Annotated in this window: 15 protein-coding genes and 1 pseudogene; 7 read left to right on the forward strand and 9 right to left on the reverse strand. The window is 71.8% G+C overall.

The window, feature by feature from the left end:
* From ACZ7M2_RS38655 to ACZ7M2_RS38665, 3 genes are all read right to left on the reverse strand, one after another.
* Positions 1–600: a TetR/AcrR family transcriptional regulator gene (locus tag ACZ7M2_RS38655; RefSeq protein ID WP_352050326.1), complete on the reverse strand. Its 600-nt coding sequence runs from the start codon at positions 598–600 to the stop codon at positions 1–3.
* Positions 597–2,042 carry an MFS transporter gene (locus ACZ7M2_RS38660; protein ID WP_471599252.1) on the reverse strand — a complete coding sequence of 482 codons (1,446 nt, stop codon included), beginning with the start codon at positions 2,040–2,042 and terminating at the stop codon, positions 597–599. Before ACZ7M2_RS38660 ends, ACZ7M2_RS38655 begins: the two co-directional genes overlap by 4 nt.
* A gap of 99 nt (positions 2,043–2,141) precedes the next feature.
* Positions 2,142–3,344, reverse strand: a complete 1,203-nt coding sequence (locus ACZ7M2_RS38665) for an FAD-dependent monooxygenase (RefSeq protein ID WP_471599253.1) — start codon at positions 3,342–3,344, stop codon at positions 2,142–2,144.
* Positions 3,345–3,684: 340 nt separating this feature from the next.
* On the opposite strand from ACZ7M2_RS38665, the gene melC1 reads away from it, so the two are divergent.
* The gene (gene melC1, locus ACZ7M2_RS38670; RefSeq protein WP_471599254.1) at positions 3,685–4,068 is read left to right on the forward strand and encodes an apotyrosinase chaperone MelC1; all 384 of its coding nucleotides are present in this window, start codon (positions 3,685–3,687) and stop codon (positions 4,066–4,068) included.
* Positions 4,069–4,102: 34 nt separating this feature from the next.
* Positions 4,103–4,927 carry a tyrosinase MelC2 gene (gene melC2 / locus ACZ7M2_RS38675; RefSeq protein WP_471599255.1) on the forward strand — a complete coding sequence of 275 codons (825 nt, stop codon included), beginning with the start codon at positions 4,103–4,105 and terminating at the stop codon, positions 4,925–4,927.
* 727 nt (positions 4,928–5,654) lie between these two features.
* On the opposite strand, the gene ACZ7M2_RS38680 is transcribed toward melC2, so the two are convergent.
* The 4 genes from ACZ7M2_RS38680 to ACZ7M2_RS38695 form a co-directional block, all read right to left on the reverse strand.
* Positions 5,655–5,894 (reverse strand): protein kinase domain-containing protein, encoded by a 240-nt coding sequence (locus ACZ7M2_RS38680; RefSeq protein ID WP_471599256.1) that lies wholly within the window; start codon positions 5,892–5,894, stop codon positions 5,655–5,657.
* Between the two features lie 507 nt (positions 5,895–6,401).
* Positions 6,402–7,121, reverse strand: coding sequence for a ribonuclease H family protein (locus ACZ7M2_RS38685; protein WP_352050256.1), 720 nt, complete (start codon positions 7,119–7,121; stop codon positions 6,402–6,404).
* On the reverse strand, positions 7,102–8,157 hold the full coding sequence (locus tag ACZ7M2_RS38690; RefSeq protein ID WP_471599257.1) for an ArsR/SmtB family transcription factor: 1,056 nt from the start codon (positions 8,155–8,157) through the stop codon (positions 7,102–7,104). The genes ACZ7M2_RS38685 and ACZ7M2_RS38690 overlap by 20 nt, the downstream gene beginning before the upstream one ends.
* A 177-nt stretch (positions 8,158–8,334) precedes the next feature.
* Positions 8,335–9,132, reverse strand: coding sequence for a VOC family protein (locus tag ACZ7M2_RS38695; RefSeq protein WP_471599258.1), 798 nt, complete (start codon positions 9,130–9,132; stop codon positions 8,335–8,337).
* A gap of 145 nt (positions 9,133–9,277) precedes the next feature.
* Between ACZ7M2_RS38695 and ACZ7M2_RS38700 the strand changes: the two genes are divergently transcribed.
* The 4 genes and pseudogenes from ACZ7M2_RS38700 to ACZ7M2_RS38715 form a co-directional block, all read left to right on the forward strand.
* Positions 9,278–10,294, forward strand: coding sequence for a zinc-binding alcohol dehydrogenase family protein (locus ACZ7M2_RS38700; RefSeq protein ID WP_471599405.1), 1,017 nt, complete (start codon positions 9,278–9,280; stop codon positions 10,292–10,294).
* Between the two features lie 64 nt (positions 10,295–10,358).
* A complete protein-coding gene (locus ACZ7M2_RS38705; protein ID WP_471599259.1) occupies positions 10,359–11,585 on the forward strand; it encodes a PP2C family protein-serine/threonine phosphatase in 1,227 nt (408 codons plus the stop codon).
* A gap of 96 nt (positions 11,586–11,681) precedes the next feature.
* A complete protein-coding gene (locus tag ACZ7M2_RS38710; RefSeq protein WP_471599260.1) occupies positions 11,682–12,614 on the forward strand; it encodes an SGNH/GDSL hydrolase family protein in 933 nt (310 codons plus the stop codon).
* 53 nt (positions 12,615–12,667) lie between these two features.
* Positions 12,668–13,285, forward strand: a pseudogene (locus tag ACZ7M2_RS38715) (aldehyde dehydrogenase family protein); the annotation flags it as partial.
* A gap of 42 nt (positions 13,286–13,327) precedes the next feature.
* Here ACZ7M2_RS38715 and ACZ7M2_RS38720 read toward each other — a convergent pair.
* Positions 13,328–13,882 (reverse strand): DUF5134 domain-containing protein, encoded by a 555-nt coding sequence (locus ACZ7M2_RS38720; protein WP_471599261.1) that lies wholly within the window; start codon positions 13,880–13,882, stop codon positions 13,328–13,330.
* 43 nt (positions 13,883–13,925) lie between these two features.
* Positions 13,926–14,312, reverse strand: a complete 387-nt coding sequence (locus ACZ7M2_RS38725) for a cupin domain-containing protein (RefSeq protein ID WP_471599262.1) — start codon at positions 14,310–14,312, stop codon at positions 13,926–13,928.
* Between the two features lie 298 nt (positions 14,313–14,610).
* On the opposite strand from ACZ7M2_RS38725, the gene ACZ7M2_RS38730 reads away from it, so the two are divergent.
* On the forward strand, positions 14,611–15,351 hold the full coding sequence (locus ACZ7M2_RS38730) for an SDR family oxidoreductase (protein ID WP_471599263.1): 741 nt from the start codon (positions 14,611–14,613) through the stop codon (positions 15,349–15,351).
* Positions 15,352–15,447: the final 96 nt, after the last annotated feature.

The raw sequence follows: 15,447 nt of genomic DNA on the forward strand, positions 1-15,447 counted from the left end.
TCACGGCGTCAGGAGTGCCTGGACCGTGGGGCCGTACCGGTCGACGATGTCCTCGATCGCGGTGGCGCGCAGCCGGGTGCCGCGTGCGATGCCGTACATCGCGCCGAGCCCGAGCAGTGTGCCGACGGCGAGTTCGGCGCGCAGGCCCGCGTCGGGGCCGCTCAGCCGCAGGGCGAGGCGGTCACTGACCTGGGTGCGGAAGTTGGCGCGCATGATGTCGCCCTGGTCGCCCTGTCGCGGGGCGAAGATGATCCGTAGGACGGGGTCGGCTCCACGCTCGGTCTGGCCGACGAGCACCTGGCGGACCATGTGGGCGCCGAGTTGGTCCAGGGGTGCGTCCAGGAGGGCGGCGGCGTCCGTCTCGAAGGACATCACGCGCCCGAAGAGCGCGTCCTTGTTCCCGAAGTACTTGAGGATCAGCGGAGCGCTCACCCCCGCGCGGTCGGCGATCGCCTTGAGCGTGATGTCCGCGTGGGCGTGCCGGGCCATCAGATGGCGGGCCGCGCGGAGGATGGCCGCCTTCGTGGCCTCGGCGTCGCGCCGCGGTGGGTCGATCGGGGCCGCGCTGAGTCCGGGGGGCGGAGTGGACACGGTGCTCAGGCTCCTTCGAATGCCTCGTCCCGAGGTACGTCCGAACTGCTGGAGGCCCGTCGGGTGTCAGGGAGTGTGGGGTCGGCGGGTATGACGAGGGCGGCGGCACAGGCCACCAGTGCGACCGTACCCGCCATGGCGAAGGCCAGCAGATAGCCGTGCAGCGTGGGGATCGGGGCACCCCCGACGAGGCTGGTGTGGTGGACCAGGATGGCGGCGACGGCGGCGCTGCTCACGGCCTGGCCGACGGTGCGCATCAGCACGTTGACGCCATTCGCGGACGCGGTCTGCCCGGCGGGCACGGCGCGCAGGATGAGGGTGGGCAGCGCCGAGTAGGAGAACGCCGTTCCCGTCGCGCAGACCGCGGAGCCCAGCAGGATCACCAGCAGGCTGTGGCTGTTGATGATGCGTATGCCGTAACCGGCGGCGATGACCAGGGTGCCGAGGGCCAGCGTCACCCGGGCGCCGCGGGCCGCCGAGATACGCGCCGAGACCGGCGAGAGCAGCAGCATGATCACCCCGCCGGGCAGCAGGACCAGGCCCGTCGCCACGATGGACAGCTCGAGGCCGTAGCCGGTCGCCTTGGGCGCCTGCACCAGCTGCGCCGTCACCAGGGAGTTGGCGTAGAAGGCGAAGCCGGTCAGGAGCGCCGCGATATGAGGCAGGGCGACGCGGGGACTGGTCGCCAGTTTCAGGTCGACCAGGGGGCGTGCGGCGCGCAGTTGCTGCGCCCACCACAGGCCGAGGACACAGACGCTCCCTACGAACAGGCCGAGGATCCGGGGGCTGGTCCAGCCCCACTGGCCGCCCTGTGACACCCCCAGCAGCAGACAGGAGAGCCCCAGGGCCAGACCCAGCGCGCCGGTCATGTCGAAGCGGCCCGGCTCGCGGACGGGCGACTCGCGCACCGCCCACCAGGCCAGCCCCGTCCCGAGGGCGCCGACCGCGGTCGTCCCCCAGAACATGACGTGCCAGCTGGCGTACTGAACCACCATCGCGGCGATCGGCAGGCCGAGGGCGGCGCCGATCCCGACGGTGGAACTCATCAGCGCCACCGCGGAACCCGTGCGCTCGGGCGGCAGTTCGTCCCGCAGGAGACTGATCGACAGCGGTACGACGGCGGCCGCGGCCCCTTGCAGGGCTCGGGCCGCGATGAGTATGCGGATGTCGGACGTGAGGGCGCACATGAGCGAGCCGACCGTCATCATCCCGAGGGAGATCAGCAACACCTTCTTCTTGCCGTACATGTCGCCGGCGCGGCCCAGCACGGGGTTGAGCACCGCTCCGGTCAGCAGCGTCGCCGTCACCATCCAGGACACGGCACCCGCCGACGCACCCGTCAGCCTCGGCAGGTCGGGCAGCAGCGGCACCACCACCACCTGCATGACGGCCATGAGGCTCCCGCCGAGCGCGAGGACCGGGACCGTCAGTCGGTCACGCAGTGCCACCATGAACACTCCAGAAATCGGCGCGAAGAAGAAGGGTGAATAGCAATTCACCATAGCTGGTGAATTGCTATTCACCCAAGGGGCGCCCTACTTCAGTGGGTGCTACCGGCGCGAGCGGGCCTGCACCGTGCGCGCCACGCGCGGACCCAGCCAGCGCTTGAACCGGCGCAGCGCCTCCAGTTGCCCGGCCGCGCGGTCGATCCGGTAGTACAGCTGCGGCGGGATGTACGGGAGCAGTGGAGAGTGCCGCTGGCCGAGCAGGGCGAACATCTGCGCCGGAGGGAGACGGATGTAACGCGGCAGGTTCTCGTACCACTGGGCGCTGTGCCGGGCGGCGCTCTGCACCGACAACAGCGCCGTCCTGCGCTCCTGTTCGTAGTGGGCGAGGGCGGCGGACAGTTCCCGGTGCTCGCCCAGGGCTCCGACCAGGGAGATGGCGTCCTCCAGGGCGAGGGTGGTCCCCGCGCCGATCGAGTAGTGCGTGGTGTGGGCGGCGTCGCCGAGCAGGACGAGGTTGCCGCGGCTCCAGGTGCGGTTGGTCAGGGTGCGGAAGTTCAGCCACTGCGCGCTGCCGTCGGCCTGCGCCCGCCCGATCAGTCCGTGTCCGCCGAGGAGGTCGACGAAGAGCTTCTCCAGCAGCGCCAGGCCGTCGGCCTCGCTCGCCCGGTCCAGCCCGAGACCGGTCCAGGTCTCCGGCGCGCACTCGACGACGCAGGTGCTCTGCCGGGCGCTGAATCCGTAGGCGTAGCACCAGATCCAGCCGTGGTCCGTCTCCACGAAGGCGAAGGTGAAGGAGTCGAGGACCTTGGTGGTGCCGAGCCAGATGTACAAGTTGCGGCCCAGGGTGATGTCACTGCCGAAGTGGTCGGCGTGACGGGCGCGCAGTGCGCTGTTGACTCCGTCACCGGCGACGACGAGATCGGCCTCGGGCAGCCGGTCCGCGGTGACCTCGTGCTCGAACTCGACGCGTACGCCCAGGGATCGGGCCCGTTGCGCGAGGAGGTCGAGCAGGGGCCGACGGCCGATGCCGAACCCCTCGTCACCGTGATGGACCGTCGTCCGGTCGCCGACGTGGGCGACTCCGTCGCTCCAGCACACCGAGTGGTCGCGGACGGCGCGCGCGGACTCGGGGTCGCCCTCGTGGAGTTTGTCGAGCAGGCCCGCCCAGTACGTCACTCCCCAGCCGTAGGTCGATCCGGCCGGGTTCCGTTCGTAGACGGCGATGTCGTGGGACGGGTCCTGGCGCTTCATCAGGATCGAGAAGTACAGGCTCGCGGGTCCGCCACCGACGCACGCGATCTTCACGCGCACTCCAATTCGTCACACAAAGCGGTCGATTGATCACGTAGAGTAGCAGGCGCCTGTGACCCCCGCGGTTCGCGCCAGCTTGCGGGCGTGAGCCGCGCCACCCGCCACCGGCCGCCCCGGGAAGATCATCGGCGGAGCGTCCGCCGGCCGGAGGAATTCCGCCTTCCGGTCGATCACGGACACGCGCTACAGCAAGATCATCTTGGTTCAACCTTGCACGACATTTACTTAATTGTCCTGATCGCGGCCAACCGACATCCGGCGATTTCTCCCGCTCTCCGACGAACCGATAGGCATATCGGGTCATCGACCGAGCTTGATCGCAGGAGGTCTCCGCATGCCGGAACTCACCCGTCGCCGTGCCCTCGGGGCCGCGGCCGCCCTCGCCGCCGCAGCCGGCACCCAGACCGTCGCCGTGGCCAGGGCCTCGGACACCGGACACCACGGCGGGCCCGAGGCCTTCGACGAGGTCTACCGGGGTCGTCGCATCACGGGCCGCGCCGTCGCCGGCGGCGGTCACCATCACGAACACGGCGCCGGGTACGCCGTGTTCATCGACGGGGTCGAACTGCACGTGATGCAGAACGCCGACGGCAGCTGGATCAGCGTCGTCAGCCACTACGACCCGGTACCCACCCCGCGGGTCGCCGCCCGCGCCGCGGTCGTGGAACTCCAGGGGGCACCGCTCGTCCCCCTCGGCATGCCCATGCCCCAGCAGTGACCCAGCCCCGTCAGCACACCGTGGAGTCCCGCACATGACCGTACGCAAGAACCAGGCGAACCTGACCGCCGACGAGAAGCGGCGTTTCACCGACGCGCTCCTCCAGCTGAAGCGCAGTGGCCGGTACGACGCCTTCGTCACCACGCACAACGCGTTCATCCTCGGCGACACGGACAACGGCGAACGGACGGGCCACCGTTCGCCCTCCTTCCTGCCCTGGCACCGCAGATTCCTGCTGGAGTTCGAGCGGGCACTGCAGTCCGTGGACGCCTCCGTCGCCCTCCCGTACTGGGACTGGAGCACCGACCGTTCGCCCCGTTCCACCCTGTGGGCCCCCGACTTCCTCGGCGGCACCGGGCGCAGCCTGGACGGCCGGGTGATGGACGGCCCCTTCGCGGCCTCCGCGGGCAACTGGCCGATCAGCGTGCGCGTCGACGGCCGTACGTATCTGCGGCGTTCGCTCGGCAGCGGTGCCCGTGAGCTGCCGACCCGCGCGGAGGTGGACTCCGTGCTCGGCATGGCGACGTACGACATGGCGCCCTGGAACAGTTCCTCGGACGGTTTCCGCAATCACCTCGAAGGGTGGCGCGGCGTCAACCTCCACAACCGGGTACACGTATGGGTCGGCGGCCAGATGGCCACCGGTGTCTCCCCCAACGATCCCGTCTTCTGGCTGCACCACGCCTACATAGACAAGCTCTGGGCCGACTGGCAGCGCCGCCACCCCGCCTCCGGCTATCTGCCACTCGCCGGCACCCCCGACGTCGTGGACCTCGACGAGACCATGAAGCCGTGGAACGACGTGAAACCGGCGGACCTGCTGGATCACACCGCGTTCTACACCTTCGACACCGTCTGACCGCGCGTTCACAGGTCCGGTCGCATTCGCCCCTCCTCTCCGGGAGGGGCGAACGTGACCCCACGCCGCTCGTCTGGACGTCCTCCACCTGCCAGCCGTCCGCGTACCCCATCCGCACGTGCGGTGCGGTGGTCTCCGTCCCGTCCTGATGCAGCAGGACGACGGGGCGCTCGGTGAGCACGACGGCGTCCTCCCACGGCCACCAGGCGCCCACCTGGTACAAGTGTTCTCCCTCGTGGACGAGGGAGATTCCTGCCTGCCTTGCGGTGGCGGGCTTGACGCCACGGGGACGCCTGCCGACTGCCCTCCCGGCAGCCGGGATCAGGGGGGCCATCCGGTACAGGTGCGCCCGTCACCGTCGGGCAACTCCGCCGGCAGGGCCGGCGCCGCCCGTGCCGACGGTTCGGACGAGGGCTGCCAGGCGGCACGGGTATGCACGGCTGCGGCCACCGGCTCGGGCAGCCAACCGTCCCCCAACGGGCCGGAGTTGACAGCCGGTGCGCCGCCGGCCGCTCGGGCCGGCCGGTCCAGCAACGTGGGCACGGTGGGCCGCCCGCCAGGCTCCTTGACGAGGCACTCCGCCACCAAGTCCCGTACGTCGGGCGGGAGTCGGCGCAGGTCGTGTTCCTCGTAGACGACCCGGAAGCTCAGGGCGTGCGCCGAACCGGTCCCGAACGACCCGGCCCCGGTGGCGGTGAAGGCCAGGACCGCGCCCAGGGAGAAGACGTCACGGGCCGGCGACCGGCTTGCCGGTCAGCTGCTCGGGAGACATGAACCCAGGCGTGCCCACCGCCACGCCGGTCCGGGTCAGCGCGCTCGCCTCCCCGGTCACCGAGATCCCGAAGTCGATCACCCGCGGTCCGTCCGGGGCGAGCAGGATGCTGGGCGGCTTGAGGTCCCGGTGGACCACCTCGGCCGCGTGGATCGCCTCCAGGGCCTCGGCAAGTCCCGCGCCGCGCGCCGGCACCGGGCCCTCGGGCCACGGCCGTGCGCCGCCACGGCATCGCCCAACGGGACCCCGGGCACCTACGCGGTCGCCAGCCACGCGGGCGAACCCTCCGGATCGGCGTCGACCACCCCGGCGGTGAACACGCCGTTCACCCGCCGGACCGCGGCGACCTCCCGGGCGAACCGGCGCCGGAAGTCACCGTCGTCCGCCAGTTCCGGGGCGCACCACCTTGACCGCGACCGCCCGCCCTCCCGGCGAACGCCCGAGGTAGACGCGCCCCATCCCGCCCGCACCGAGCCGCGCCACGATCCGGTAGCGCCCCACCTGACGCGGGTCCCCCGCCTCCGGAGCCTCGAACGCCTCCACGCAACCCCCTGCAAGGCCCCAAGCCCCGGGCCGGTGCCGAAGATCCCGCACCCTCCCCGACGCGCCCCGTCTTCGCACCAGTGTCCGCCACGCACTTCGGGGGCTGTCCGCCGGACGTTCGGCGGACAGCCCCCGAAGGAGACCGAGGCAGGGTGAGTACTAGGCGTTGCTGGGCTCGGCCGTACGGCACTCGGGGTGCCCCCAGCCCTGACCGTTCTTGGCGATGGGCTCGCCCGCCGCGTAGGAGCGGCCGCAGACGCAGCGGCCCGGGAACTTGGCCTTGATCGTACGGGCCGACGTGCCCTGCCGGGGCGTCTTGGCGGAGGCGGTGGCCGTGGTGCGGCGGCGGCCGGCGCCGGAGGGGGCCGGGGTGTCGGGGGACGGCGGGGGCTCCGGGGAGCCGAGGTCGCTGCCGGCGGGCTGCTGGGCGAGGGCTGCCTGGCTCGCGGCGCGGTCGGCGAAGTCGTTCAGCCGGTCGCCGTCGACCTGGTGGGCGGGGACGTAACGGAACTCCACGGCGCGGCCGTCGAGGAGTTCGTCGATACGCGCGACCAGTTCCTGGTTGGCGACCGGCTTTCCGGCGGCCGTCTTCCACCCCTTGCGCTTCCAGCCGGGCAGCCAGGTCGTGACGGCCTTCATCGCGTACTGGGAGTCCATCCGGATCTCCAGCGGGACGTCCGGCGCGATCGCCGTCAACAGGCGCTCCAGCGCGGTGAGTTCGGCGACGTTGTTCGTCGCCGTGCCCAGCGCTCCCGCCTCCCAGCGGGTGGGCGTCTCCGCGCCGTCGGCCACGACCCACGCCCATCCGGCCGGTCCCGGGTTTCCCTTCGAAGCCCCGTCACAGGCGGCCACCACACGTTCAAGCATGTCCCCGATCATGCCACGGTCCGGCGGCGGCTCCCCGCACGGGCCGGAGCACGCTCTCCCGCATCCGGGGGCTGGTGCCGAGCAGCCGCATACCCAGCAGCGTCGCCGTGTGCAGGACGTACTTGCCATCACGATGGCTGGCGACCAGCCCCCCGTCGCGCAGCACGCCGATCTGGTAGCTGGCGCTGGGCAGCGCGATCCCCACGGCCTCGGCCACCTCGGAGGTGGTGCGGGCACTCTGTCCGGCGACCTCGGTCAGTACGGCGGCCCTGGTGCGGCCGAGCAGGCGCTCGACCCCGCCGTCCGTACCGTCCGCGACGGCGAGCGGAGTCTTCGCCACCGGGTACACGAGCACGGGATCCAAACCGGGGTCCGCCAGCGCGGTCGGTCTGCGCCAGCAGAAGTAGGAGGGCACCAGGAGAAGTCCGCGGCCCTCCAGATACAGGTCGCGCTGGACCGGATAGTCCACTTCGAGCACGGGGGCATTCCAGCGCGCGACCGGGCGCAGGCTCTCCAGCAGTGCCTGGGTGCCGCCGTCGAGGAGGGCTCGGGCGCGCACCCCGACATCGTTGCCGACCGCCGTACGAATATGCAGCCAGTGCGGTTCCAGGAGACCGCGGAAGTAGATCCCCAGGGAGTTCGCCAGCACCTTGAGCGCGTCGCTGCCCGGTCTGCCCAGCGAGGCGGCCCAGTTCGGGACCGGACGCGACTCGGCCAGCCGCGACAGTTCGCGGACCAGTTGCACGCGCGGTGTGCGCAGCAACTGGTCGAGTCCGGCGGAAAGACCGCCGCCGGTGACCGGCGGGGTGAGGAAGTCCGGAATATAGCCGGTGGCGGGGATCAGGGCGCGCAAGGGGCGCAGCGCGCGGACCAGGTTCGAGTCACCGGAGAATCGTTGCCGCGCCGAGCGACGCCAATGTCCGAATTCCAGGGGTCCCTGGCCGGATTCCAGACGGCAGACGCTGCACATCAGTTCCCACAGGGGATCAGGCTGCCGGGCCACTCGAATGTTCTGAAGGTCGTCCGAAGTGAAGTGAATGCGGAGCATGAGGTCTCTTTCGCTCGCAATCCTTGTGGGGGGTTCGGCCGTTCGAACGTGCCGCAACCACAAGAGGGGACGAGTAACCGCATGCGCATGGTTGCCCGGGAGGCAAAAGGCCCGGTCCGCCCCGGAGGAATTCCGCCATTCTCCGGGGGGCCGGTCCGTGGGGGATCCGTGGTCCGATCAGGACACGTCGGTCGCCTTGGGCATCGCGCCCTCGGTCGTCTTGACGTCGATCACGGAGAACGCCGCGCCCTGCGGGTCACTCAGCGCGGCGAAGCGGCCGAACGGGCTGCTCATCGGCCCGAAGCGGAGAATCGCGCCCTGTTCGGTGGCCTTCGCGACCGCGGCGTCGCAGTCCTCGACGGTGAAGTACACGTTGAAGTACGGCGGGACCTCGGGCGGGAAGTCGTCCGTCATCCGCATCCGGCCGAGGACCGGATCCTCGCCGAGGTCGTACAGCCTGAAGTCGACGGCGTCGTCGTCCAGCTGCTTCATGCGGTATCCGAAGACGGCCGAGAAGAAGGTGTCCGACTTCTCGGGCTCACGGGTGAAGACCTCGGCCCAGCAGTACGCGCCGGGCACGCCCCGGGCCTCGAAGCCCTCGTGTCGGCCGGGCTGCCAGACTCCGAAGACGACCCCGCTCGGGTCCCGGGCGATCGCCATCGTGCCGAAGTCGCCGACCTGCATCGGCTCCATCAGCACCTCGCCGCCGTCGGTCCGGATCTTCTGGGCGGTGGCGGCGGCGTCGGGCGAGGCGAGGTACAGACACCAGGCGGACTGGCCCTCCTGGCCGGGCATGGGCGGGACGACGGCGGCCACCGCCTTGCCGTTCGCGTAGGCCTGGGTGTAGTTGCCGTACTCCGAGGACGACTCGCCGAACGTCCAGCCGAGCACCTCACCGTAGAAACTCTTCGCTCCCTCGACATCGCTGAACATCGCGTCCGCCCAGCAGGGCGTTCCCTCGGGCTGTACGGCCATGGCGTTCCACTCTCCCCGGTTCGTTACGGTTCATTCCGGTTTCACGCTAGCCAGCCTCCCTCAGGGCCGCGCGCCGAGCGGGACGCCCTGGACGACACTGGAGAGAGGCCTCGGGTGGTCTTCGACGGGACGGGGACACGGGATGATGCACGCGTGGGAAGTGGCCCGGCCCGGGCCGATCGAGGGGGAAGCGCTGCGTTTCGTCGAGCGGCCCGTCCCGGTGCCGGGGGCCGACGAGCTTCTCGTCCATGTGCGCGCGTGCGGGGTGTGCCGCACCGACCTGCACGTCACCGAGGGAGACCTGCCGGTGCGCCGGCCCCGGGTCACGCCCGGGCACGAGGTCGTCGGCGTGGTCGCGGCGACGGGCGAGGACGTGCTCGACCACGCGGTCGGCGACCGGGTGGGCGTCGCCTGGCTGCGCCGTACGGACGGCACGTGCGGGTACTGCGCGCGCGGGTCCGAGAACCTCTGCCCGGCCTCCGCATACACAGGCTGGGACGCCGACGGCGGCTACGCGGAGTACACGACCGTCCCGGCGGCCTTCGCCTACCGGCTGCCCGGCGAGGTGGACGACATCGCGCTGGCGCCGCTGCTGTGCGCGGGCATCATCGGCTACCGCGCGCTGCTGCGGGCCGCGCTGCCGGACGCCGGACGGCTCGGCCTGTACGGGTTCGGCGGCAGCGCCCATCTGTGCGCGCAGCTGGCCCTCGCGCAGGGCGCCACCGTGCACGTCCTGACGCGTGACCCGGCCGCGCGGCGGCTCGCGCTGGAACTCGGGGCCGCGTCCGCCCGGGGCGCGTACGACGAGCCGCCCGAGCCGCTGGACAGCGCGATCCTGTTCGCTCCGGTCGGCGACCTGGTCCCGGTCGCGTTGCGGGCCCTCGACCGGGGCGGGATCCTGTCGGTCGCCGGGATCCATCTGAGCGACACCCCGCCGCTGCACTACGAGAGCGACCTGTTCTACGAGAAGGAGCTGCGCAGCGTCACCTCCAACACCCGCCGGGACGGGCGGGACTTCCTGGCGCTGGCGGCCCGCCACGGCGTACGTGCCACGACGCACGTCTACCCGCTGTCCGAGGCACAGCGGGCCCTGCGGGACCTCAAGGCCGGCCGTTTCGACGGGGCGGCCGTGCTGGTGAACGAATTCCCGGCGCGCAGCTGAGCATGCGCGCCCGCGACGCACGTGCGTGGATGGAACCAGACGTGTGTGCGACGGTGGAGGTGGCATGACGGGCCGAGGCGGTGACGACGCTACGGGGGCAGGGGCGTCGTTCGCCGCGATGGAGGACGCCGTCGAGGCGATCGGCACCACCCTGGACGAGCGGACCACCTGCAAGGAGCTCGCGGAGTACGTGTGCCGGGAGGTCTGCGACGCCGCCGCGGTGGATCTGCTGCCCACGGACGTCCCGGCCGCACAGCACGCGCACGAGCCGAACCTGACCCGTGTCGCCACGGGTGGCCGGACTGAGTTGCTCACCCCTTGGACCCCGCAGGGCGCCCGCCCGCTGTCCGTCCAGGCGCTCGACGAGGGGCTTCCGATCACGGCGTCGCTCGACCTGTCCGGCACGGCCCCCCGGGAGGTCATGACGGTGCCGCTGCTGGCGCACGGCCACCTTTTCGGAGTGCTGCTGGCCGTCCGGCAGGGGCGGGCCTTCAGCGACCGGGGAACCGCCGTCACGCACTACGCGGCACGGCTCACGGCGGTCCACCTCGGCCACTCACGGCAGCACGACGCCGTACGGGACACCGTGCTCTCCCTGCAGCGGGCCCTGCTGTCCGAACCGGGCCGCCCGCATCCCAACCTCGACCTCGCCACCCGCTATCTGCCGTCCGGCAGCAGCGTCCTGGTGGGCGGGGACTGGTTCGAGACGGTACGGCTGCACTTCGGGCGCACTCTGCTGGTGGTGGGCGACGTCATGGGGCACGGGCTGGACGCCGCGGTGGACATGAACGCGTACCGCTCGATGCTGCGCTACGTCGCCTCGACGGATCTGCCGCCGCACCGGGTGCTGCGCCGCCTGGACGCGGCCGTCTCCGAGGACAGCGCCCGGCGTCCGGCGACCTGTCTGCTCGTCCAGGTCGACCCGGCCCGGGGCACGGCCACGCTGGCCAGCGCCGGGCATCTGCCGCCGGTCGTGTTCGCCGGGGACGGCACCGGGGAACTCCTGCAGCTGGCGGTCGGTCCGCCGCTGGGCACCGGCGTGGGGGGCTACGAGGCGGTCATGCGCGCGCTCGCTCCCGAGGACACCCTGATGATGTTCACCGACGGTCTGGTGGAGCGGCGCGGTGAGGACATCGACGCCTCGCTCGCCCGGCTGGCCGGGCTGCGGCTGCCTCCCGGGACCAGTGTCGACGCGGCCGTCGACCGGGTCCTCGTAGGGCTCGACGCCCGGCACGCGGAGGACGACGTGGCGCTGCTGGCAGCCCGCATCCGCCACCGTCCCCCGGCCTGAGGCCCGACGCCGCCGTGACCGACGTACGTCTTCCCCCTTCTGGCCCGCTGTGCTTGCCTGGGGACCCCTTTCGGCGGGCGGGGCGGGAGTTGCTTCATGCGGAGGCCGTGGATCGTGGGGGTGCTGTTGGCCGGGCTGCTGCTCGGCGCGTGCGGGGATCCCGCGTCGGGGCCGGAGCAGTCGCCGCCGGATCCCGCGTTGCCCACGGCCGCTCCGTCACCGACCACGACCACCGCCCAGCGCCCCGCCGCCTCACCCACCGCTCCCACGGCAGCTGACGCAACGGCGAAGGCGCCCACCGTTCTCTATCTCGGGGACTCGCTCGCCATGGAGAGCCAGAAGGTGCTCGGACACTCGCTCCGGGAGCAGGTGAACGCCCGTTACACGAGCGCCCCCTATTCCGGCACCACCCTCTGCGACTACCTGGAGGGGACCGGGGAGCGATCCCTCGTACCACCCGCGGCGAAGGCCGCCGCGCTGGTGCGCTCGCTGCGTCCGGACTTCGTGGTGCTCCAGTTCTGGGGCAACTCCTGGGGCTACACGCCCTGTATGGACGGCATCACGTACGACGAGGAACCGGCCACGTACGTCAAGCGGTACGCGGCGGACATGCAGCGGCTGACCGAGCAGATCGCGGACGCGGGCGGCGCCCGCCGGCCCCGGATCGTCTGGGTGTCGCAGGGTCCGGACCCGATCACCCCCGAGCGGATCCGGACCGTGAACGCGCTCTACGCGGCACGGGCCGCGGCCTCCCACGACCTGGTCGCCGACGCCGGGAGGACGGTGAGCCCGGCGACGGCCCGCTACACGTGGGCGCAGTACCTGCCGTGCACCGCGTACGAGCACGACCATCCGTCGTACTGCACCGAGCCGGGCCGCGACCGTACCGCCCTCCACCGCGACGACGACTATCTGCACTTCTGCCTGGCCCCGACCACATCCACCCCGAAGCCCTGCCCGGTCCGCTCCCCCGGCATCGCACGGATCACGCGCGAGATCACCCGCGTGATAGCGGACCGCTTCGGCTGACGGTCCTCGGAGCCGCCCTGCCAGGGTCTTGTGGGGCGGCGAGCGGGGTGAGGAAGGCGTTGCCGTGCGGGGTGTATCGCGTCGCCGTCCGCCCCTCGCGGCGCGAGCCGTTCACACCGCACCGGCTGGTCGGGGCGCTGCGTCAGGCAGGGGTGGGCGAGGACCAGGTCGTACTCCTGCCCACCGACCACCGCGCCGCCGACACCCTCGTAGACGGAGCCGACCGGGCCATCGTGTACGGCGGCGACGAGGGCGGCACTGCGTGCGTCAACGCCACCGCGATCCTCGTCGAGGGCGACCCGGCGCCGCTCGCTCGGGCGGTTGCCGAACGCCTGGCGATGCTGCCGCGTCTGCCTCCGCAGGACGAACGGGCCGATTTGCCGGTGGTCCCACTGAGCCGGGCCCGGGCGCTCAGCACCTGTCCGACGTCGGTGGCCGCGGGCGCGCGGGCCTGGCTCGCCGGCGACGGAAGTGCCGTGCTGCGCACCGAACTCCCCTTCCCTCGCGTGTGGCTGGCGCCCTGGAGCCGGTCGGACGGCATCGCCCCGCTGCGTGACACGCTCGTGCTGTCGGCACTGACGCGCGACCAGGCACTTCTGGATCAGCTGCTGGCGGAGCCCACCATCGCCAACGTGTACATCGGCGATCACCCGACCTATTGGATGGCGCCCGAAGGGGGACGCACGGTGACGTGGCGCCGGCGGTCGCGCCGGTCAGTGCGGCATGACCAGCATGACCGCCGCGCCCAGGGCCATCGACCCGTCCCAGAAGTGGCCGTACGGGGACCGAAGTACCGCCGAGGTCCCCGGTCCTGCACGCAGTACCGGCATGTCCCGGGTCAGCGACCACAGCGCGCAGACGAGCAGGCACAGGGCCAGCAAGACCGCCACCCGTGATCCGGCGGGTGGCGCGTGGTGCAGGGCGTGCAGGGCGTGCGGAGCGCGCAGCATCCAGACCATCGCGGTCATGCCGAGCGCGGAGGGCAGTCGCCGCACCGTCGCCGCCGAGCGGGACTCACCGGCCCTGCGCACGGGGGTGAGCGGGAACCAGAGAGCCGCGGCCGTGAAGAGAACGGTCTGTCCCATCCGCGACGGCACCGGCCCCCACGGCATCGCTGCCATGGCCACAGCCATGGCGGCGTGCAGGAAATGGTCGACGCGGCCGCGCCACGCCCCGCCGGACGGTGCGCACGCGTGCCGCACGGCGTAGCCTGCCGCGCCCACGAACAGCGCGGTCAGCAGGGCGTGCACGGTGTCGGCGGCGTTCATCACCCGGCGTGCCCTCCCGCGCGGCGGCCACCCATCGAGCGCCTCACTCGGTGGGCCGCGGGGCGCGCAGATGGGCGCGCTGCTCCAACTCCTCCTCGGAGACGAGTTCGAGCATGGGCTTGCCCGGCGCGCACATCATGGTCACGACGAACCGGGTCCGCGCGTCACCGAGCGCGTTGCCGTCCTGGTAGTGGATGACGTCGCCGCCCGGCTCCCAGAACGTGCCGCCGGCCTCCACCACCCGCTCGGGCTCGCCCTCCAGCTCGAAGCGGACCGCGCCCTCCACGACGTAACCGAAGGCGGGACCCGAGTGGCGGTGCGGCGGGCTTCCCGCGTCGCCCGGCTCCCACTCGACCTGGATGGTCATGGCCGAGGCACCTTCGGGGATCGTCAGTGGGGAGGCGTCCTGCAGCAGCTGCGCCGCCTTCATCCAGCTTTCCGTCGCCCCTTCGCCGCCGGCTCCGTGCATGTGCTCTGCGTGATGGTCCGACACTGTTGTGCACCTTTCGTGAGTCACCAGGTGGCCGGGGGGCAGAACTCCCCACCCCTTCGATCCTGTTGACCGGGCAGCGAGTGGATCTGTGACACGGAGTCGGCGCTCCGCGGCCGTGTTCGCGGAAAGTGTCACAACAGCGACGCAACGACGGTCCTAGGTGTGGTGGGTGGCTGATGTCGCCGTCACGAACGCAACCGCGGGGTCGCCGACCCCCTGACGGGAAGAGACGCAGATGAGGGTCGTTGTTGCAGGGGCCACCGGTGTGATCGGATCCAGGACCGTCGCCCGGCTCCGGGACCACGGTGTGGACGTCGTGCCCGTGTCACGCCGCGAGGGTGTCGATGTCATCACCGGACAAGGGCTCGCCGAGGCCCTGCACGGCACCAACGTGGTCGTGGACGTGACCGACGCACCCTCCCGTACGGAGGCGACGAGCGTCGCGTTCTTCGACACGTCCACCGCCAACCTGCTGGACGCCGCCGCCACGGCCGGCGTCGAGCACTATGTCGCGCTGTCCCTCGTGGGCGTCGACCGGATCAAGCAGGGCTACTTCCGCGCCAAGGCGGTGCAGGAGGAGCGGGCCAGGCGCTCGCCGACCCCGCACTCCCTCGTGCGCGCCACACCGTTCTTCGAGTCGGTGGACGCCCTGTCCCGCTCGACCGGCCACGCCGACGGGGTCCGCGTCGCGCCCGTACTGATCCGCCCGATGTCGACGGACGACGTCGCGGCCCGACTCGCCCATGTGGCCGTCGGACTGCCGCAGTTCGGTGCCTTGGAGATCGCCGGGCCCGAGGAATACCGCCTCGACGAACTCGCCGCCGAACTGCAGGCCGCCCGCGGCGACGCGCGCGGCGTGGTCACCGACACACGCGCTCCGTTCTTCGGCGCCGTGGTCGGCGAACGGTCGCTGCTGCCCGGCGCGACGGCCCACCCGGGACACGAGACGCTCACGCAGTGGCTCGCGCGGCACTGACCGCCGCGGCCAAAACCCGCGCCCTCTCCACCACTGTCCAGCGCGGGAACACGGCTCCCGCGCCCGCACCGGCTCCTCCTCACCCCACGCGCCACG

The sequence above is a fragment of the Streptomyces sp. NPDC111507 genome (assembly GCF_055638955.1).